Origin of the sequence: Amycolatopsis sp. MJM2582 (assembly GCF_000754115.1) — a bacterium.
Classification (GTDB): domain Bacteria; phylum Actinomycetota; class Actinomycetes; order Mycobacteriales; family Pseudonocardiaceae; genus Amycolatopsis; species Amycolatopsis japonica.
In genome coordinates, this window is sequence record NZ_JPLW01000002.1 from 406,664 (window position 1) to 424,880 (window position 18,217).

The 18,217-nt window shown below is 69.3% G+C and carries 19 protein-coding genes; 9 read left to right on the forward strand and 10 right to left on the reverse strand.

The genetic code is table 11. The features are described 5' to 3' along the window. Window positions 1-6: 6 nt before the first annotated feature. Entirely contained in the window at window positions 7-489 is a 483-nt protein-coding gene (locus ED92_RS12140; RefSeq protein ID WP_037337019.1) for a hypothetical protein, read from the reverse strand. A gap of 83 nt (window positions 490-572) precedes the next feature. Then, entirely contained in the window at window positions 573-1,484 is a 912-nt protein-coding gene (locus tag ED92_RS12145; RefSeq protein WP_161791103.1) for a winged helix-turn-helix domain-containing protein, read from the reverse strand. Between the two features lie 412 nt (window positions 1,485-1,896). Between ED92_RS12145 and ED92_RS12150 the strand changes: the two genes are divergently transcribed. Beyond that, window positions 1,897-2,166, forward strand: coding sequence for a lactococcin 972 family bacteriocin (locus tag ED92_RS12150; protein WP_200882696.1), 270 nt, complete (start codon window positions 1,897-1,899; stop codon window positions 2,164-2,166). Between the two features lie 54 nt (window positions 2,167-2,220). On the opposite strand, the gene ED92_RS12155 is transcribed toward ED92_RS12150, so the two are convergent. Beyond that, a complete protein-coding gene (locus ED92_RS12155; protein WP_052120492.1) occupies window positions 2,221-3,555 on the reverse strand; it encodes a cytochrome P450 in 1,335 nt (444 codons plus the stop codon). 130 nt (window positions 3,556-3,685) lie between these two features. Here ED92_RS12155 and ED92_RS12160 point away from each other — a divergent pair, with 130 nt between their 5' ends. Continuing rightward, complete coding sequence (locus tag ED92_RS12160; RefSeq protein WP_037337025.1) at window positions 3,686-4,966, forward strand: hemolysin family protein; 1,281 nt, start codon at window positions 3,686-3,688, stop codon at window positions 4,964-4,966. A 64-nt stretch (window positions 4,967-5,030) separates the two neighbouring features. Continuing rightward, entirely contained in the window at window positions 5,031-6,710 is a 1,680-nt protein-coding gene (gene ilvD, locus ED92_RS12165; protein WP_037337027.1) for a dihydroxy-acid dehydratase, read from the forward strand. An 83-nt stretch (window positions 6,711-6,793) separates the two neighbouring features. Here ilvD and ED92_RS12170 read toward each other — a convergent pair whose 3' ends face one another. Continuing rightward, window positions 6,794-8,602, reverse strand: coding sequence for a DUF262 domain-containing protein (locus ED92_RS12170; protein ID WP_037337030.1), 1,809 nt, complete (start codon window positions 8,600-8,602; stop codon window positions 6,794-6,796). 263 nt (window positions 8,603-8,865) lie between these two features. On the opposite strand from ED92_RS12170, the gene ED92_RS12175 reads away from it, so the two are divergent. Continuing rightward, entirely contained in the window at window positions 8,866-9,978 is a 1,113-nt protein-coding gene (locus ED92_RS12175; RefSeq protein ID WP_037337033.1) for a helix-turn-helix domain-containing protein, read from the forward strand. 3 nt (window positions 9,979-9,981) lie between these two features. Here ED92_RS12175 and ED92_RS12180 read toward each other — a convergent pair whose 3' ends face one another. Together ED92_RS12180 and ED92_RS12185 are read right to left on the reverse strand one after the other, a co-directional pair. Beyond that, entirely contained in the window at window positions 9,982-12,294 is a 2,313-nt protein-coding gene (locus ED92_RS12180) for a LuxR C-terminal-related transcriptional regulator (RefSeq protein WP_037337036.1), read from the reverse strand. Between the two features lie 89 nt (window positions 12,295-12,383). Further along, on the reverse strand, window positions 12,384-12,617 hold the full coding sequence (locus tag ED92_RS12185; RefSeq protein WP_037337039.1) for a hypothetical protein: 234 nt from the start codon (window positions 12,615-12,617) through the stop codon (window positions 12,384-12,386). A gap of 181 nt (window positions 12,618-12,798) precedes the next feature. Between ED92_RS12185 and ED92_RS12190 the strand changes: the two genes are divergently transcribed. The 3 genes from ED92_RS12190 (at window position 12,799) to ED92_RS12200 (ending at window position 15,318) form a co-directional block, all read left to right on the forward strand. Further along, window positions 12,799-13,983 (forward strand): sensor histidine kinase, encoded by a 1,185-nt coding sequence (locus tag ED92_RS12190; RefSeq protein ID WP_037337042.1) that lies wholly within the window; start codon window positions 12,799-12,801, stop codon window positions 13,981-13,983. Next, window positions 13,984-14,655, forward strand: coding sequence for a response regulator transcription factor (locus ED92_RS12195; protein ID WP_037337045.1), 672 nt, complete (start codon window positions 13,984-13,986; stop codon window positions 14,653-14,655). Window positions 14,656-14,742: 87 nt separating this feature from the next. Beyond that, window positions 14,743-15,318 (forward strand): dihydrofolate reductase family protein, encoded by a 576-nt coding sequence (locus tag ED92_RS12200; protein WP_037337048.1) that lies wholly within the window; start codon window positions 14,743-14,745, stop codon window positions 15,316-15,318. Window positions 15,319-15,473: 155 nt separating this feature from the next. Here ED92_RS12200 and ED92_RS12205 read toward each other — a convergent pair whose 3' ends face one another. Continuing rightward, window positions 15,474-15,887 (reverse strand): ATP-binding protein, encoded by a 414-nt coding sequence (locus ED92_RS12205; RefSeq protein WP_037337051.1) that lies wholly within the window; start codon window positions 15,885-15,887, stop codon window positions 15,474-15,476. 153 nt (window positions 15,888-16,040) lie between these two features. On the opposite strand from ED92_RS12205, the gene ED92_RS12210 reads away from it, so the two are divergent. Beyond that, window positions 16,041-16,385: an STAS domain-containing protein gene (locus tag ED92_RS12210; protein ID WP_037337054.1), complete on the forward strand. Its 345-nt coding sequence runs from the start codon at window positions 16,041-16,043 to the stop codon at window positions 16,383-16,385. 3 nt (window positions 16,386-16,388) lie between these two features. Here ED92_RS12210 and ED92_RS12215 read toward each other — a convergent pair whose 3' ends face one another. Further along, window positions 16,389-16,817 carry an STAS domain-containing protein gene (locus ED92_RS12215; RefSeq protein WP_037337057.1) on the reverse strand — a complete coding sequence of 143 codons (429 nt, stop codon included), beginning with the start codon at window positions 16,815-16,817 and terminating at the stop codon, window positions 16,389-16,391. Window positions 16,818-17,036: 219 nt separating this feature from the next. Continuing rightward, complete coding sequence (locus ED92_RS12220; RefSeq protein WP_037337059.1) at window positions 17,037-17,375, reverse strand: helix-turn-helix domain-containing protein; 339 nt, start codon at window positions 17,373-17,375, stop codon at window positions 17,037-17,039. Between the two features lie 77 nt (window positions 17,376-17,452). On the opposite strand from ED92_RS12220, the gene ED92_RS12225 reads away from it, so the two are divergent. After that, window positions 17,453-18,001, forward strand: a complete 549-nt coding sequence (locus ED92_RS12225) for a carboxymuconolactone decarboxylase family protein (protein WP_235213257.1) — start codon at window positions 17,453-17,455, stop codon at window positions 17,999-18,001. On the opposite strand, the gene ED92_RS12230 is transcribed toward ED92_RS12225, so the two are convergent. Then, window positions 17,998-18,210, reverse strand: a complete 213-nt coding sequence (locus tag ED92_RS12230; RefSeq protein WP_037337062.1) for a hypothetical protein — start codon at window positions 18,208-18,210, stop codon at window positions 17,998-18,000. The two genes, ED92_RS12225 and ED92_RS12230, sit on opposite strands and share 4 nt — an antisense overlap. Window positions 18,211-18,217: the final 7 nt, after the last annotated feature.

Here is an 18,217-nt window from a genome sequence, read left to right on the forward strand (position 1 = left end):
GCGAGGTCAGTCGGCGAGGCGGAACAGGAGGGTTCCCGGGTCCACGTCGACGGGTACCACCGTGCCCGTTTCGTAGCGGCCGACGTCCTCGGTGAGCACACGCGCACTGAACGGAGCCACGCCCGGACCGGTCACGACGAGGTCGACGTCGTCCGCGGGCGTGCTCACCTCGCCGACCCAGATCCGCTTGCTGGAAACGACTTCGGCGGTCGCGCGGACACCTTTCCGGTCCAGTCCGCGATGGGCCTCCCTGGCCTTGGCGTTCTGCCATAGGTGCGAGCCGACGGTGCCCGCCCCGCCGAGGGTGAACACGGCGCCCATGGCGACGACGACCAGGCCGTCGTCGTCGCCGGGATCGAAGCGGGTGCTGATCCAGAGCAGGGCCGGGCCGATCAGGACCAGTACCGTCATGAAGAAGCCCAGGAGGCAGCCGATGACCGTGAAGGTGGGGAGCTCCGGGGCTTCCTTGCCTTCACGGTTCGTCTTCACCGGCGTGAGGTTACTGGCCGGTTTTCCGTGCCGGTTCGGTAAAAATGCCCGCGATCTCGTGATCAGGCCGGGCTCGGCGCTCGTCAGTTCAAGTGCGGTTGCCGTCCGTGGAGTAACGCGGTGCCGAGCGGGGTGATCGCGTGGATCACCATGTTCTTGTGGCGGCGACTGGTGATCAGGTTGGCGTCGCGGAGCGCGGTGGCGTGGCGGCTGGCGGTGGGCAGTGGTGTGGCGGCCCGGCGGGCGAGTTCGGTGGTGGTGGCGCCGGTGCTGTCGAGAGCGCGCAGGATACGGGTGCGGGTGGTGCCGAGCAGGGCGACGATCGGATCGCCGGCGCGTCGGCGACCCGGTTCCACCGGGGTGATGACGTCGGGGGCGAGCGGCACCGAATAGACCAGCACGGGCGGAAGTGCCGGGTCGATGAGCGTGGTGGGGTTGGGGCCGCGGCCGAAGACCACCGGCTGCAGCAGCAGGCCTCTTCCGTCGAGACGAACGTCGTGGTCGAAGAGATAATCGATGCTCAGCACGGGAAAACGCCATGTCGCCGCTGGGCTCAGGGTGCTCAGGACGGCGTCGATGCCTTGATCGGCCATGAGTTCGGCGCGGCGGGTGTGATCGTGGTGCACGGTGGTGGCGACCGCGTCCCAGTGCGGGGCGAGGCAGGTGTGGAAGTACTCCCGCAGGGCGTTGGCGACCATGCGCAACGCGGGTGGCCGCCCTTCGGCGAGGTCGACGGTCCAGGAAGGGAGCGGCCGCTCCTCCGCCAGGTGCGCGAAGTCGGCCGCCAGCCGGGAACGTGGCGTGCTCAGCAGGGTGTCGATGCCCTCGCACAAGGTGCCCCCGCCAGGCGGGGTCAGGAAGTCGGGCGAGGAGCCTGACGCGGGAACCAGATCCAGCAACGGCCGGGTGGACGGCGTCAGCCGCCGCTTGGTCTGGCTTCTCCAGCCACCCAGCACGACCTCGGTCCGGGGTTTACGCAGTAAATACACACTCATGAGGACCTCCCACAACGGATCCGGGCGTCGCGCTATCCGGATACGGGCCAGGTCCGCGAGTGTGAAATGGATTCGCAGCATTCCCTTTTCCTCCCCCCGCCTACGACGCTACTGCGGAAAACATGATCGTTGCCACCGTCGTCGCGCCGTGACGCGCGGGGAATTGGTCGCCGATCAGCGTGTTTGCAGCAGGATGAAGACGCTTTCCCCTTCTCGGTGAGCCGTCATAGTATTGGCGTCGAATTCGCGAGTGGGGGTAAATCGCCTTACTGGCTGTCTTCTTCCCATGTATTCGATTCGATGGCGAGGGATGATCATGAGAATTGTGACGGGAGCATTACTGGGATCGGGTTTGATGGTGGCGGGTCTGTTCGGGGCGGCGCCGATGGCCTCGGCGGCTCCGACGGAGAGCGTGAGCGTTTCCGTGGCGCTGAGCGACTCGGTGCCGTTCGCCTGCCAGAACATCAGCGGCGGCACGTGGTGTTACGGGACCGAATCGGCGGGCAGCGGGCAGAAGAAGTGTTACTCGCACTATCTGCACCCCACCAAGCGGCACAGCGCGACCGCCATTCTGGGCTCCAGGCAAAGCAAGAAAACCGCGAATCGCGGGCAGTGGGCCAAGGCCGAAGTGATCGGTTCCAGTAGGGACACCTGCAACGCGTACTACAACTCCGACGCGTGATCCGACCTTCGCGGGGTGCCGGACCACCGGGTTCGCCACCCCGCGAAGACGGGTTCAGATGAGCGCGGCCGGAAGCGTTTCGAAGCCCCGCAGGATCCGGGTCTCCCGCCGCCGGCCGCCACTCAGCAGCCGCAGGTCGGGGAAGCGCTCGAAGATCGACCGCAGCCCGATCTCGCCTTCCATCCGCGCCAGCGAGGCGCCGAGGCAGTAGTGCCGCCCGGCGCCGAACGACACGTGGTCACGCGCGTTCGCCCGGGCGACGTCGAAGACGGCCGGGTCGCCGAAGATCTCCGGGTCCCGGTTGGCGCCCGCGAGCACGGTGCTGACGATCGCCCCGCGGGCGATGGGGGTCCCGCCGATCTCGGTGTCCTTCGCGGCCAGCCTGCCGGTGAGCAGGACCGGCGGGTCGTAGCGGAGGACCTCGTCGACGGCGTTGCTCCACAGGTCCGGATCCGCCCGCAGTTTCTCGAGTTCGTCCGGATGCCGGGTGAGCAGCGCGATGCCGTTGCCGAGGAGGTTGACGGTCGTTTCGAAGCCGGCCGCCAGCACCAGCCCCGCGGTGGCCTTGAGTTCCCGCTCGGTCAGGCCGACGCCGTCCTCGCGCGCGGCGATCAGCTTGCTGAGCAGGTTGTCGCCGGGATTCGCCCGCAGCTTCTCCAGATGCACGGTGAGCCACGAGTCGAATTCCGCCAGCGTCGCTTCCACCGTCCGGAACGTCCGCCAGGGCAGGCCGAGGTCGAGGCTCGGCGCCGCGGCTCCGCCCAGCGCGAGCACCTTGTCGCGCTCTTCCGGCGGCACGCCGAGGATCTGACTGATCACGGTCACGGGCAGGAGCCCGCAGTACTGCTCGATGAGATCGACCGGGCTCGTCGGGTCGAGGCCGTCGAGCAGTTCGTCGGTGATCGCCTGCGTGCGCTCGCGCAGTTGCTCCACCGCGCGGGCGGTGAAGACACGGGTGACGAGCTTCCGGTAGCGCGTGTGGTCGGGCGGTTCGCTGGCGAGCAGCGAGGGCGGCTCGATCGGATGGATCAGACCGGACGACGACCAGGCGACGAGCCGGTTGAGCAGCGGGTTGTCCGGGACGAACCGCACGGTCTTGAACGCGTCGCTGCCCAGGATCTCCTTGCACGCCGAATGCCGGGTGGTGACATGCCCGACCCGGGTGGTGGCGATGGCGCCGTGCGAGCGGATCTCGTCGAACAGACCGGTCAGATCCGCTCCGCCGCTCGCCTCGACGGACAGCCTGCCCTGGAGGTCGCCTCGCCGCGCCGCGGCCCGCAGGGCGACCCGGGGGATGGCGTGGCCGATGCTCCAGCGGGTGACCGGTTTGGCGATCGCCTCCGCCTTGTGCCGGAAGGTCCGGGCGGGGGCGGTCTTGAGTGCGAACATCAGGACTCCGTCCGTGCGGGTTCCCTTCGAAGGTAGCGGAACGACGTGTCAGTAGCGAGCGGCCGCGATATCTGCGGACCCGCTTCCCGCTCGGTAATGTTCTGCACTTCGGGTGGGCCGGGGAGTGCTTGTGGGCGGCTACGGGTTCGACATCGCGCTGGTCGCGGTGCTGGTGGTGCTCAACGCGGTGTTCGCGGGCAGCGAGATGGCGCTGATCTCGTTGCGCGAAGGGCAGCTGCGGGCGTTGGAACGCGACGGCCGCGCGGCCGCCCGCACGCTGGTGCGGCTGGCGCGCGACCCGAATCGCTTCCTGGCGACGATCCAGATCGGCATCACGCTCGCCGGGTTCCTCGCCTCGGCGACGGCGGCGGTGTCCCTCGCTCAGCCTCTGGTGCCACTGCTGGGTTTCCTCGGCAACGCCGCCGGCGCGGTGGCCGTCGCGCTGGTGACGATGGTCCTCACGTTCCTGACCCTGGTGCTCGGCGAACTGGCCCCGAAACGGCTGGCCATGCAGAACGCGCTGCGGTGGGCGTTGCTGGTGGCGCGGCCGCTGAACCTGCTGTCGGCGATCTCGCGGCCCGTGGTGTGGGCGCTGAGCGTGTCGACGAACTTCGTCGTGCGGGCACTGGGCGGCCGCGCGGAAGCCGATCCGGACCAGATGTCGCCCGAAGAGCTCCGGGAGCTGGTGTCCGCGCAACGCGGCCTGAACGCCGAACAGCGCATGATCATCAACGGCGCCTTGGAGATCCACGAACGACGGCTGCGGGAAGTGCTCGTGCCCCGCCGGGCGGTGCTGACCCTGGCCGCCGAGCAGGACCTGCTCTCGGCACGCAGGCAGCTGGCCGAATCCGGCCACTCCCGGGCGCCGGTCGCCCGCGGCGGCCATCTGGACGACGTCGTCGGTGTCGTGCGGTTGCGCGACCTGCTCGGCGACCACGAAGACCTCGCCGAAGTCGTCCGGCCGGCGGTGGTGTTCCCCGATTCGTTGCGGGTGTCGGACGCCATCCGGAGTTTCAAGGCCGAACGGGAGCAGATGGCGCTGGTGGTCGACGAGCACGGTGCCGTCGCGGGCATGGTCACGCTGGAGGATCTGCTGGAGGAGATCGTCGGCGAGATCTACGACGAGACCGACCGCGACGTGCTGGCCGTGCGCGACGGCAAGGACGGTTCCCTGGTCCTGCCCGGCACCTTCCCGGTGCACGACCTCGTCGACGTCGGGGTCGAACTGCGCGACGCGCCGCCGGGGGAGTACGCGACCATCGCCGGGCTGATCCTCGTGATCCTCGGCCGGATCCCGGAGAAGCCGGGCGACCGGGTGGTGGTCTCCGGCTGGACGGCCGAGGTGCTCGGCGTGGAGCATCACGCGATCACGCGGGTGGCGCTGCACCGCGGGCAGGCCACGGAGCGATGAGTTGCGCCGGGCGCGCGGGGTTGGCAGCGTGCCCGGTGTCCCGCCACGAAGGAAGGTGCCCCCGATGCCGCAAGACCAGCCGGATTTGAAACCTCGTTCGCGCGACGTGACCGACGGCTTGGAGCGCGCGGCGGCCCGCGGGATGCTCCGCGCGGTCGGGATGGGCGACGACGACTTCGCCAAACCGCAGATCGGGGTGGCGTCGTCGTGGAACGAGATCACCCCGTGCAACCTGTCGCTCGACCGGCTGGCCAAGGCGGTCAAGAACGGCGTGCACGCGGCGGGCGGCTACCCGCTGGAGTTCGGCACGATCTCGGTGTCCGACGGTATTTCCATGGGGCACGAGGGAATGCACTTCTCGCTGGTGTCCCGCGAGGTGATCGCCGACTCCGTCGAGACGGTGATGATGGCCGAACGGCTGGACGGCTCCGTGCTGCTGGCCGGCTGTGACAAGTCCTTGCCGGGCATGCTCATGGCCGCGGCCCGGCTCGACCTCGCTTCCGTCTTCCTTTACGCGGGCTCGATCATGCCCGGTCAGGTGGACGGCCAGGACGTCACGATCATCGACGCGTTCGAAGCCGTCGGCGCGTGCCTGGCGGGAAAGATCAGCCGTGCCGAAGTGGACAAGATCGAGCGTGCGATCTGCCCCGGCGAAGGCGCCTGCGGCGGCATGTACACCGCCAACACGATGGCGTCGGTCGCCGAAGCGCTCGGCATGTCGCTGCCCGGATCGGCCGCCCCGCCCGCGGTCGACCGTCGTCGTGACGGGTTCGCGCACCGTTCGGGGGAAGCCGTCGTCGGCATGCTTCGTCAAGGCATCACCGCGCGGCAGATCATGACCATGGAAGCGTTCGAGAACGCCATCGCCGTCGTGATGGCGCTGGGCGGTTCGACCAACGCCGTCCTGCACCTGCTGGCGATCGCGCGCGAGGCGGAGGTCGATCTGCGCATCGACGACTTCAACCGGATCGGCGACAAGGTCCCGCACCTCGGCGACCTCAAACCGTTCGGGAAGTACGTGATGAACGACGTCGACAAGGTCGGCGGCATCCCCGTGGTGATGAAGGCGCTGCTCGACGCCGGGCTCATGCACGGCGACGTGCTCACCGTGACCGGGAAGACGATGGCCGAGAACCTCGAAGGCATCGCGCCCGCCGGGGTCGACGGCGAGATCATCCGCCCGCTCGACCGCCCGATCCACAAGACCGGCGGGCTGACCATCCTCAAGGGCTCGCTGGCACCCGAAGGCGCGGTCGTGAAGTCGGCGGGCTTCGACGAATCGACGTTCACCGGTACCGCGCGGGTCTTCGACGGCGAGCGGGCCGCCCTCGACGCGCTCGCCGAGGGCCGGATCGTCGCCGGGGACGTCGTCGTCATCCGCTACGAAGGCCCCAAGGGCGGCCCGGGGATGCGGGAGATGCTCGCCATCACCGGCGCGATCAAGGGCGCCGGACTCGGCAAGGACGTCCTGCTCATCACCGACGGCCGGTTCAGCGGCGGCACGACGGGGCTCTGCGTCGGCCACATCGCCCCGGAAGCCGTCGATGCCGGGCCGATCGCCTTCGTGCGCGACGGGGACCCGATCACGCTCGACGTCGCGAACCGGACGCTGGAGGTCGAGATCGACGACATCGAGGCGCGCAAGGAGGGCTGGACTCCCAAGGCGCCCGCGTACACGCGCGGGGTGCTCGGCAAGTACGCCAAGGTCGTGCGGAGCGCGGCGCATGGAGCCGTGTGCGAGTGAGGTGACCAGCGGGTTCGTACGTGTCCATGAAGGAATTGGGACACTGAACGTCCCAATTCCTTCATGGGACGGACAGAGTCGCGCTACACGGGGCGTGTCCAGACTTGTTTCGCGATCCGGGAAGCGAGGGCGTGAGAGCGTTCCTCGATGTCTTCCTCGGTCCAATGAACCTGATCGGCGAGGAGTTGCTTGTTGAGCATCAGCACGCTGTGCTCGGCGATGCCCTCCCGCTTGCCTTGGTGCTGCTCGTTGCCCGACCAACCGCTGTTCGAAAGGGCAGGGTTCAACCGACTTGTGAGCAGAGTGAGATTTCCGAGCTTTTGTACGCGATGGTCGCGGCGCAGTCGGCTGTCCGCGTCGTTGGCCAGTCCGGCGCTCCAGTGCTTCTCCCAGCTGACAGGCATGATGTGTTCGATAGTGAGGCTGGCTCGTGGACAGTGCGCGTCCTCGCTCTTGGGAGACCGGTAGCTGTCTTCCAGAGCCTCCAGGATCATGCGCCCACGTCGCCGGGGGATCATCACGGAGTAAAACCGAATCCTCCGCAGGCTGTCGATCACCTCGACATCGAGCGGCCATCGCCGCGAGTCGCCGGTCTGCTCGGCTAGGAACCTCTCGGTCGCGTTTCCGATGTCGTGCGGTTCTTGGAGCTCCAGATGTTTGATGAGCTCGACGACGACACTGTTGGTGTCGGCCAGGGTCGTGCGGCACAGCATGCGCCTGACCAGCCAACTTTCGACGGCCTTCAGTGCCTGGTCGCGCGCTGGCGGAGGCACTGACGAGGCCGGTCGCAGGAGCCAGAGAAGCAAGGGCATCGTGGCGGCGATGTCCATCACTTCGATTACCCGGTAATGAAAAGTGCCGGGTGTCGAGTACGGTGCAAGGTTGTCGAGTTGCCGGTAACACTGAGCATCGCTCTTCAGTTCCGCGAGAACTGTCCGCACATCCTCCGCCGGTGCGAGGACGTGATCTCGGAAGTCCGCGAAGATCCGATCCGAGGGAACCAGGTGTGCTCGCCGCATCGTGAGCCAGTAGTTGAGGAAGACATCGATCCGTGGCCTGTTCAGGCGGCCTTGACGGAGCTCCTTACGCCAAAAGTCTCCGGATACGGCCTCCCAGTAGTCCCGGTCGAGTTGCTCCGTGTCCAAATGCTGTCGTTCGGCCGCCTGGAAAACGGCATTCTTCACCAAGTCTGCCGCTAGGAGCGGACTGCCACGGTCATTGAGTGCCTCGAAGATCGCTTGGGCATTGTCTCCAGGTTCGAGATCGATCACGACGAGCTTGAGATGCCGCGCCAGCGTGGTGGTGAGCGACCTCAGTCGATCACTGGCTTCGTCCTCGCCGCGTTCGAGGGCCCAGTTCCGAATACGCTCGCGCAAGAAGACGATCGCTTGGCTCACCCGATGTTCGCCGGAGTCGTTCGCCGGATCGTCATCCATGGCGTCCTGGAACGGTGCTCGGTCGGCCAAGATCGGCCATACCTTCAGTAGCTCGTCGTCCTCCTCGATGATGTGCTCGGGATTGCGGACGAGGGCTTTGAGCAAGGCCGCGTCGCGTGAACGGCCATACTTCTCGGCGACCTGACGTACTGCGTTGAGCAGCAGTTGCAGGGTGATCAAGCGCTGCTGGCCATCGATAACGTGCCGCACCTGGATGTATCCAGCGGGATTTGGCTGCTGGTCGAGGACGACCGCTCCCAAGAAATGCGCGGGCACCTCGGGGTGGCGAGCGAGGTCCTCGGCCTCAAGAAGTTCTTCAGCGACCGCCCGGACGTCTGCCCACAGCGGCTCCCACTGCTTTTCGATTTCCCACACATAGGGCCGCTGGAACACCGGGATCACGTAGCGAACCTGCGGTTCGAACAGTTTCTGCGGCGTCAGTGTGTTGGCCTGCACTGGATCTCCCCTGAAGCATCGACTCGAGCTAGTTGCCAGTCGCTCGATCGCCACGGGGTGTTACGTTCAGATGGATAGCTGGCTGCTTCAGATGGATCACGTTCTGTGTTCAACGGTGAAGTGCGCTCCGGCGCAGGAAGCCTTCACGAACGGGTGATGCGTAGGCCCGCCGGGCCCGAGTACGTAATTCACCCGATGTGCCCTGCTACTCCGGAGTAGCAGACTCGGCGACCCGACGATTCCCGCTGCTCCGGAGGTCGACGATGACCGCGTCCTACGCCCCAGCCCGCTCCGCCGCCCTCGTGATCGCCCGCGTGGTCGTGGACGGGATCCGGCATTCGCTGCCCGAACACGCGCCGCTGTTCGACGCGCGTGCCACGGAGTTCGTCGCCTCGGTACTCGAGCGCGACGGGATGAATCTCGGCATCGCGGCGGGCGCGGACGCCTTCCGCCAGGTCGGCGTCGCCGAGTACGCGGCGGGCAAGGAGCTGGACCGGCTCTCCCGGGCCTACCACTCGGCGGGCCGCGGCGCGCTTCCCGCGCTGGCGTCGTTGTCGCGGCAGCCCGGGGCCGGGGCCGGCCTGATGGACACCGGGGTGGAGGCGCTGCTCCGCTGCTCCGACGTCCTGATCCGGCTGTCCACCGCGGCCTACCGCGCCGCGCACACGCCCTCGGTCGCCGAGCTGCGCCGTGACCTGCTGAAAGAGATTCTGAGCGGCCGTCCGCCGACGAAATGGGCGGGACTCGCGGCCGAGGCGGGCTGGGTGCCGCCCGCGCGGGTGGTGGCCGTCGCCGCCGAGCCCGGCGCCGTCCGCGCCTCGTTCGGTCCGGAGGTCCTGGCCGACCTCGCCGGCGAGTACCCGCTTCTGCTCGTGCCCGACGACGTCGAGATCGGCGGCGTCCTGGCGGGGACGCGGGCGGCGGTCGGGCCCGCCGTGGCCCCCGCCGACGCCGCGGTGTCCCTGCGCTGGGCGCGCCGGACGCTGGAACTGGTCCGCCGTGAGGTGATCGAGGACGGCCCGCTCGTGCGCTGGTCGGATCACCTCACCACGCACTGGCTGTTCGCGGACGAGGTGCTCACCACCGCGCTGGTGACCCGCAGCCTGGCGCCGATCGCCGACCTGCCTGCCAACGAGCGCACCAAACTCGCCGAAACGCTCGACGCCATGCTCTCCGCCCGCGGCGGGGCGCCGGAGATCGCGAACAACCTCGGCGTGCACCCGCAGACGGTCCGGAATCGCATGCGCCGCCTGCGGGTCCTGTTCGGTGCCCGGCTCGACGACCCGCAGTCCCGCCTGGACCTGCGGATCGCCCTGCGCGCGGACCTGCTCACGCCTGAACCGGCCCGGCAGGCCGCCCCGATGAAGGTGGCGTGAGCGTCAGGCGGGATCCGCGGACCGGGTCACCCAGGTGGCGACCTGGACGCGGTTCGAGTAGCCGAGTTTGGTGAGGATGTGGTCGATATGGGTGTCCACCGTGCGCCGGGCGATGCCGAGCCGGTCGGCGATCTCCTGGTTCGTCAGGCCCTCGGCGATCACGTGCGCGATCTCGGTCTCCCGTTTGGTGAGCACCTGCGCGGTCTGTTTCCGCGGGCCGGGGGTGCGTTCTTCGAGGGCGTACGCGATGGCGTCGCGGGTGGGCATCGCGGCGCCGTCGGCGAATTCCTTGACCGCGACCTCCCAGCCCAGCGCGGTCGTCACGGTGTCGGTGTCGGCGAGCAGCGGTTCGGTGAACGCCGCGTACCGCGTCGGCCAGGCGCCGACCGTGCGCCAGACGTTCATCGAGGCGCCCTGCAGGATCGCCGCCCGGTTGGGGCGTTTGGTCCGGGCCGCGCAGCCCGCCATGACGGTGAGCGTGAACCCGACGACGACGCGGTCGTCCACCCGCTCGTGCAGGCGCAGGATCTGCTCGCAGCAGCGTTCGGCGACGGCGATGTCCCCTTGCAGGTATTCGGCGGCGGCACGCGACCACAGTGCCCAGCCACGCCAGAAGACCTCACCGCGCCGCTCGCAGCGCTCGACGGCTTCCGCGAGCACCGACCGGCCGCGGTCGATGTCGCCGTTCAGCCAGACGGCGAGTCCGTGGTTGTAACTCGCCCAGAGGTCCCCGCCCTCGTCGCCGTGCGCGCGGAACAGGTCGATGGCCGTGCCGAACAGGCGTGACGCCTCGGCCATGTCGTTGCCGATCAGCGCGGCGTAGGCGCGGACGTGGAGCACGTACGCGGCGGCGAGTTCGTCGCCGCTCGCCTCGGCTTCGGCGGCCGCCCGCTCCAGCATGCACCGGTGGGCGGACATGTCGCCCTGCACCACCGCCAGGAAACCGGAGAGCCACAGCCCGTGCGCCCGCTCCGGAACGCCCGGTGCCGCGGCCTCGTCGAGGCGCCGGACCCACATCCGGCCTTCGGTGTTGAGCCCGCGGACGATCCAGAACTCCTTGACGTCGCGCAGCATCCGCAGCCCGACGACCGCGTCCTCGGGGGTGCCCGTGCAGTAGTCGAGGGCGACGCGCAGGTTCGCGTGTTCGCGCCGCAGCCGTCCGATCCAGCCGAGCTGATCGGTCTCCAGCCATTCGGTGGCGTAGCGGCCGGCGAGTTCGGCGAACCAGTCCCGGTGCCGTTTCCGGAACTCCGCCGTCCCGCCCGTCTCGCTGAGCCGGTCGACGCCGTACTCGCGCACCGATTCCAGCATGCGGTACCGCACCCCGCCGGGGTATTCCTCGCGCAGCAGGATGGACTTGTCGAGCAGCCCGTCGACGACTTCGAGGACGTGGTCGCGCGGCAGTTCGCCACCGCTGCAGACCTGCTCGGCGGCGTCGAGGTCGAAACTGCCCGAGAACACCGACGCGCGGGCCCACAGCAGCCGTTCGGGCCCGGTGCACAGGTCGTGGCTCCAGTCGATCAGGGCTCGCATGGTCTCGTGCCGCTCCGGCCGCCCCCGCCGGTCCTTCGTCAGCACCGAGAACTGCCGGTCGAGGCGGTCGGCCAGCTGGCGCACGGACAACGCCCGCGCGCGGACGGCCGCCAGTTCGATGGCCAGCGGCAGGCCGTCGAGCCTGCGGCACAGCCGGATGAGCGGCTCGATGTCCTCCTCGGTGAGCCGGAACGACGGCGCGACCGCGGTCGCGCGATCGACGAACAGGCGCACGGAATCGTCGTTCATCACGCGCTCGAAGGAGTCGCCCTGTTCCGGGATCGCCAGCGGCGGCACCGGCAGGACACGCTCGCCCGCCACGCCGAGCGACTGCCTGCTCGTGGCCAGCACGGTCACCTGGGGACAGGCCCTGACCACGGTGTCGGCGAACCAGGCGCAGCTGTCGACCAGATGCTCGCAGTTGTCGAGCACGAGCAGCAGACGGCTCGCCTGCAGGGCTTCGACGACGACGTCGATGGCCGGTTTCGCCGAGCGGTCGCCGAACCCGAGCACGTTCGCCACCGTCGGCACCAGCAGCGCGGGTTCCCGCAGTTCGGCCAGCGAGACGAACGCGACCTCGTCGGCGGTGGCCTCCCGGTGGGCCGCCGCGATGCGCCAGGCCAGCCTGGTCTTGCCCACCCCGCCCGGCCCCGTCAGCGTGACCAGCGACGATGCCTCCAGCAGGCGCCTCGCCTCGCCGGTCTCGGCGTCCCGGCCCACGTAGCTGGTCACTTCGGTGGGATCGGCCGACCACCCCGCAAGCGAGCCAACTCCGTCCGCCATGCACTCTCCCGCGATCGACCAGCCCCGCGTTTTCCGTCCGATGTAGACGGAAAACGCCCGGCTGGGGATACTAGCGGAACGGCGTCGGCCTAGCGGTCCGCTCGCTTGGCGCGATCATGCGCCCAGCCCGCCAGCACCGTTCCGGTGGCCGCGAGCAGCAGGAACACGATCAACCTGCCGCCCCACTCACCGGGTACCCAGTCGAACGCGCCCCACAACTGGGTCGCGGAATGATCGAAAAGGCTGCGGATGGCGGCCTGCGCGAAGACGGCGACGGCCACCATCCCGAAGATCTGCAGCCCCAGATAGCCGCCCTTGGTCATGCTTCCCACCTCCTGGTTCCACGGTCGGACCCCAGCATCGCCCGCGCGGAACCCGGCGCGCATCGGCGGCGCGTCGCACGTCGTGTCCGACCAAAGTCGATCCCCGTCGCGACCGAGGTCGGGGCCGGAATCGTCCCGTGTCCGGCTGCGCCGCCGCGGGCCGGTCGACCATGATGGGCCGGTGATCACCGACGCCGGCGCCCAGCCGCCCCTCCGGCCGTGGGGAGAGGCCTGGCGTCTGCTCGCCGCGGCGGCGCTGGGTGTGCTGCTCTGGATCATCACGGCGGCGCAACTGCCGGTGGGCGCGTCGGGGCCGAGGGTCGAGTGGATGATCACCGGCGATCCGCTGATCGCGCTCGTCTGCCTGATCGCGCTGCTGTGGCGCCGCCGTTTCCCGGTGGTGATCGCCATCGCGGTCATCCTCGCTTCGACGGCGTCGGTGCTGGCCAGTGGCGCGTCGCTGCTGGCGCTCTGTTCGCTGGCCACCCGGCGGCGACCGGCCGAAACGGCGGTCGCGGCGGTGTTGTCCGTGGTCACGGCGATCCTGGTCGTCGACCTGTACCCGGCGCGCGAGACGCCGGGGCCGCTGTGGCTGCTGATCAGCCTCCCGACCTTGCTGGTGGGCATCGTGGTGGCCGTGGGTGCCGCGATCGGGGCGCGCCGGGAGGAGGTGCGCTCCCTGCGGGAACGGGTCGAGAGCGCGGAACGGGAGCAGGCCGCGCGGGCGGCCGAGGCCCGGATCGTGGAGCGCCACCGGATCGCCCGCGAGATGCACGACGTCCTCGCGCACCGCGTCTCGCTGGTCGCGATGCAGGCCGGGGTGCTGGGGCACCGCCCGGATCTGCCCGCCGAGCAGGTCGCGGAACTGGCGCGCGGCATCGCCGACGGCTCCCATCAGGCCCTGGAGGAACTGCGGGACGTCCTCGGCGTGCTGCGGGCGGACCCGGACGGACTGGAACCGCCGCAACCCTCGCTCGCCGACCTTCCCTCGCTCGTCGCGGACGCGCGGGCGCTGGGGCTGGCCGTCACGATGGAGCTCACGACCGAGGGCGAGCCGCCCGACGCGATCGCGAGGACCGTCTACCGGATCGTGCAGGAAGGGCTGACCAACGCGGGTAAACACGCGCCCGGCGCCGACGTGGTCGTCACGGTCGAAGGAAGGCCGGGCGACGGGCTGCGCGCGACGATCCGGGATTCCGGTGCGGCGCGGGCGATCGCGGGTCCACCCGCGTCGGGATTCGGCCTGCTGGGTCTCGCCGAACGGGTCGGGCTGGCAGGCGGCGAACTGGACCACCACGCGGAACCCGGCGGCGGATTCGTGCTCGCCGCGCGGTTGCCGTGGCCGGTCCGCGAAGGGAGCGAATGAATGGACGACGAGCGGGTGCGGGTCGTACTGGTCGACGACGAGCATCTGGTGCGGATGGCGCTGCGGCTCATCGTCGACGGCGAACCGGACCTCGTCGTGGTCGGTGAGGCGGCCGACGGCGACGCCGCGGTCGGCGTGGTGGGGGAGCAGCGGCCCGACGTCGTCCTGATGGACGTCCGGATGCCCGGCCGCGACGGGCTGAGCGCGACCGAGGAGATCCTCGGCCTCCCGGAGCCGCCGCGGGTGCTGGTGCTCACCACGTTCGACTCGGACGAGATGGTGCTGGGCGCGCTGCGCGTCGGCGCGCTCGGATTCCTGCTCAAGGACACCCCGCCGCCGCGGATCCTCGCGGCCATCCGCACGGTCGCGACCGGCGAACCCGCGCTCTCACCCGCCGCCACGGCCCGGCTGATCACCGCGGCCACCGGACCGTATTCGTCCGACGCGCGCCGGGCGTCGCGGGAAACCGCCCGCGGGCTGCTGGCCACGCTGACCGATCGCGAGCGCGAGACGGCGGACGCCATCGCCGAGGGGCTGTCCAACACCGACGTCGCGCGAAAGCTGGACATCACCGTCGCGACGGTGAAGGCGCACACGAGCAGCATGCTTGCCAAGCTCGGCGTCGAAAACCGGGTCCAGATCGCCCTGCTGGTCCGCGACGCCGAAGGGTGAGAAATTCTTTTCGCCACGATGTCGAATCCGTCGTTCCCCGGTCGACGCAGTGTCGAAAGCACTTCCGAACCACCAAGGAGAAACCAGATGCGCACCCTGATCGCCACCGCGTTCGTCTCGCTCGACGGCGTCGTCGAAGGCCCCGGCGGAGAGCCCGGCTACCGCAACTCCGGCTGGACCTTCAACGGCATCGAGTTCGACGAAGCGGCGTACGAGCTCAAGGGGCGTGAGCAGGGCGAGGCCACGGCGATGATGATGGGCCGGGTCAGCTACCAGGCGTTTTCGCCGGTGTGGCCCGGTATGACCGAGGAATTCGCCGGGTACAACGCGATGCCGAAGTACGTCGTGTCGACCACGCTGCGGGACGAGGACCTCGTCGACAACTGGGGCGAGACCACGATCCTGCGCTCGCTCGACGACGTCGCGAAGCTCAAGGAGACCGAGGGCGGGCCGATCATCGTCCACGGCAGCGCGGAACTCGACCGGAACCTCGCCGACGCCGGCCTGATCGACCGCTACCACCTGCTGCTGTTCCCGGTCCTGCTCGGCGCGGGCAAGAAGCTGTTCAGCGACACGGACAAGGACAAGCAGAACCTCAAGCTCGTCGAGAGCGAGTCCTACGGCAACGGGATCCAGAAGCTGGTCTACGACGTCATCCGATGATCGAACCCTGACCGGGCGCCGGCCGCGATCACGTCATTCGCGTGATTGGGCACGTGACTCGCGTGATTGGACACGTTCCGCCTCCAATCACGCGTGATCCGTCTCCAGTCACGCGAGTCCCGCGTCCGAGCACGCCCGGAGGAGGCCGAAGCCGGTCAGAGGGCGGGGCAGGGCCAGGCGAGCCGGACGATGGTCCCGGTGGGCGTGCTCGTCACCGACGCCTCGGGCGCGAAGGCGCGGATGATCGGCAACCCGCGTCCGCCGTCCGGGCGGCGGCCGTCGCGCCAGCGGCCTTCGTCGGCGACGCTGATCTTGAGCATGCCGTCGTCGTGGGCGGCGGTCACCGTCATGACGTTGCCTTCGGTGCCGTCCGGGTAGGCGTGCTTGACGACGTTCGTCATCGCTTCGTAGGCGGTGAGTTTGAGATCCTCGGCCAGTTCCCGGGGAAGCCCCCGGTCGAGGGCCCATTTCGCCAGGACGTCCCGCAAGGCGGCGGCCTGGGCAGGGACGGCGGCGACCTCGAGGACCAGCTCGTCGGTGTGCTTGCGCACCGGCTCGTCGATCGGCATCACGAAGCTTCTCCTCGTCGTCCGCCGCGGTCCACGACCGCCGGATCCATCGACAAGGCTAAGGCACCGCCCGGATCGGGACACGTGAGCCGCGCGAGCGGGGGCCGTCATCCGATATGTTCGGGGCAGTCGGGTACCGATCGTGAGGGGTGGATGACGGTGACGAGCGGAGACGTCGAACACCGGGAGGTTCCGTTTTCGGTGTCCGTCGCCAGGCCCGATGGCGCCGAGGTCGTCATCGCGGTGGCGGGCGAGATCGATCTGACGACCTCCGAAGACCTCAAGGAGACCTTCGAGGAAGCGCTGGAGCCCGTGCCGGGCAAGCTGGTCGTCGACCTCGAAGGTGTGGAATTCTGCGATTCCACCGGCTTGGCGACCCTGGTCGGGATCAACGAGCGGTGCAGCACCCAAGGCGTGGTGCTGAGTTTCCTTCCGTCGCCCACGATCCGGCGGCTGGCTTCGAAGACGGGGCTGTCCACGCTCCTGCCGCTCGCCTGATCCTCACTGGTTCGACACCTCGAGGATCGCGTGGTCGAGGCGCCGGTAGACGGGGATCTGGGTCTCGGAGCCGAACAGGTGCAGCAGGCGCAGTACCGGCCGGGCCTCGGCGACGACGCCGGTCGTGCGGCGTTCGGCGCGGGCGCGGACCGCGGCCGATTCGATGACCCGCAACCCGGCGACGCCGAGGAAGCCGACCTCGCTCAGATCGAGCACGGTGGCGGCGGGCAAGCGGCCACGCAGGGCCTGTTCCAGCCGTCCCGCGGTGGCGAGGTCGATCTCCCCGGCCGCGGCGATGACCAGCAGGTCGTCGTTCCACCGGATCCGCTGGACCCGCAAGAGGTTCTCGGCGGACGGACGGGGCAGCGGAACGGCGGGGTGGAGCGCGGGGCCGTCGCGGTTGCTCCGCGTGAAAGGAATGCGTTCGGTCATGATGGTGTCTCCCGGATCGCCGGGGACGAGACGGACAACGGGTAAGCCTGCACAGCTGTTGCGCAAGTGAACTCGCCGCCGCGTCGCCCTGTGAAGGTGCTGGGCCGCGGACATGCGGGTCGTTCGCGCGGGCTGCTGGACTCAACCTCACGTACTGCTCACCGTACGCCGCTCACCTGTCCTGGCAAGGCCGCGTGCGGTGAACGGTGGGTGACCTCGTCACTCACGCAGCGCCTTTTCCCAGGCGAGGCCCCATTTCTCCAGCGGGTGCAACGCGTCGAGAAGCCGTTCCCCCAATGGTGTCAGGCGGTAACCCTCGCCACCGGTTTCGACGATGCGGGCTTCGGTGAGCTCGCCCAGCCTGGTGGCGAGCACGCTCGACGACATGTGCTCGCAGCGCCGCCGGAGTTCCCGGAAGCCGACGTCGCCCTCGCGCAGTTCCCAGATCACCCGCAGGGTCCAGCGGCGCCCCAGCAGATCGAGCGCGGCCATGAGCGGTCGGCCGGTTTCGGAGCCGCGGACCGGCCGCCCGGGCCGCGGGATCGGATGGTCGGGCATGGCACCCCCTTGTGCTTCGACTTTCGAAGCAGCATAGTGGTTCTGAAATCGAAGCACCGGAGGTGGTCATGGCCCGGATGGCGCCACTCGCCCCGCCCTACGAGGCGGACGTCGAACAAGCCCTGCGCAAATGGATGCCGCCCGGCGTGACGGAGGAGCCGCTCGCGCTGTTCCGGTTGCTGCAGCGTCATCCGGAGCTGGCGTCGCGGATGCGCGTCCTGGGGGCCGGTCTGCTCGCGCACGGCGAATTACCCGCGCTGGACCGGGAAATCGTCATCGCGCGGGTAACCGCCCGCTGCGGATGCCGCTACGAATGGGGTGTCCACGCCGCGGTTTTCGCACCGATGGTCGGCTTGACGCCGGAACAGCTGGAAGCCACCGTGTCCGGCGACTCCGGGCATCCCGCCTGGCCGGAGCGGCACCGCGCCCTGATCGCCGCCGTCGACGAACTCCACGACACGGCAACGGTTTCCGACGCCGCCTGGGCCGCGCTCGCCGAGCACTATCCGGCCTCGCAGCTCCTGGAGTTCCTCGTGCTGGCGGGCTGGTACCGGACCATCGCGTACGTCGCAGGCGGGGTCGGCCTCGACGAGGAGCCGTGGGCCGCGCCATATCCCGGTGGCTAGGGCCGGTGAGAGTCGATTTCCCTTGTGTCGTCCCGTTCTCGTTTCGGTGCCTTCCAGGCGGCGAGGACGCACAGGAGCGCCGCCACGAAGCCGACCGCGGTGAGTGTCCCGGCCCAGACGGCGCCGGTGCTGGCGAGAAGGTAGAGCTGGACCACGGCGGTACACGTGTAGACGACCGCCAGTCCCAGCCACAGCCGTTGCGTCATCATCTCCCGT

What these genes read in the sequence shown, in the direction of transcription:
- ED92_RS12145 (WP_161791103.1), bottom strand. Translation starts at nt 1,484, where the DNA reads ATGAGTGTGTATTTACTGCGTAAACCCCGGACCGAGGTCGTGCTGGGT.
- ED92_RS12155 (WP_052120492.1), bottom strand. Translation starts at nt 3,555, where the DNA reads ATGTTCGCACTCAAGACCGCCCCCGCCCGGACCTTCCGGCACAAGGCG.
- ilvD (WP_037337027.1), top strand. Translation starts at nt 5,031, where the DNA reads ATGCCGCAAGACCAGCCGGATTTGAAACCTCGTTCGCGCGACGTGACC.
- ED92_RS12175 (WP_037337033.1), top strand. Translation starts at nt 8,866, where the DNA reads ATGACCGCGTCCTACGCCCCAGCCCGCTCCGCCGCCCTCGTGATCGCC.
- ED92_RS12180 (WP_037337036.1), bottom strand. Translation starts at nt 12,294, where the DNA reads ATGGCGGACGGAGTTGGCTCGCTTGCGGGGTGGTCGGCCGATCCCACC.
- ED92_RS12185 (WP_037337039.1), bottom strand. Translation starts at nt 12,617, where the DNA reads ATGACCAAGGGCGGCTATCTGGGGCTGCAGATCTTCGGGATGGTGGCC.
- ED92_RS12195 (WP_037337045.1), top strand. Translation starts at nt 13,984, where the DNA reads ATGGACGACGAGCGGGTGCGGGTCGTACTGGTCGACGACGAGCATCTG.
- ED92_RS12200 (WP_037337048.1), top strand. Translation starts at nt 14,743, where the DNA reads ATGCGCACCCTGATCGCCACCGCGTTCGTCTCGCTCGACGGCGTCGTC.
- ED92_RS12205 (WP_037337051.1), bottom strand. Translation starts at nt 15,887, where the DNA reads ATGCCGATCGACGAGCCGGTGCGCAAGCACACCGACGAGCTGGTCCTC.
- ED92_RS12210 (WP_037337054.1), top strand. Translation starts at nt 16,041, where the DNA reads ATGACGGTGACGAGCGGAGACGTCGAACACCGGGAGGTTCCGTTTTCG.
- ED92_RS12215 (WP_037337057.1), bottom strand. Translation starts at nt 16,817, where the DNA reads ATGACCGAACGCATTCCTTTCACGCGGAGCAACCGCGACGGCCCCGCG.
- ED92_RS12220 (WP_037337059.1), bottom strand. Translation starts at nt 17,375, where the DNA reads ATGCCCGACCATCCGATCCCGCGGCCCGGGCGGCCGGTCCGCGGCTCC.
- ED92_RS12225 (WP_235213257.1), top strand. Translation starts at nt 17,453, where the DNA reads ATGGCGCCACTCGCCCCGCCCTACGAGGCGGACGTCGAACAAGCCCTG.
- ED92_RS12230 (WP_037337062.1), bottom strand. Translation starts at nt 18,210, where the DNA reads ATGATGACGCAACGGCTGTGGCTGGGACTGGCGGTCGTCTACACGTGT.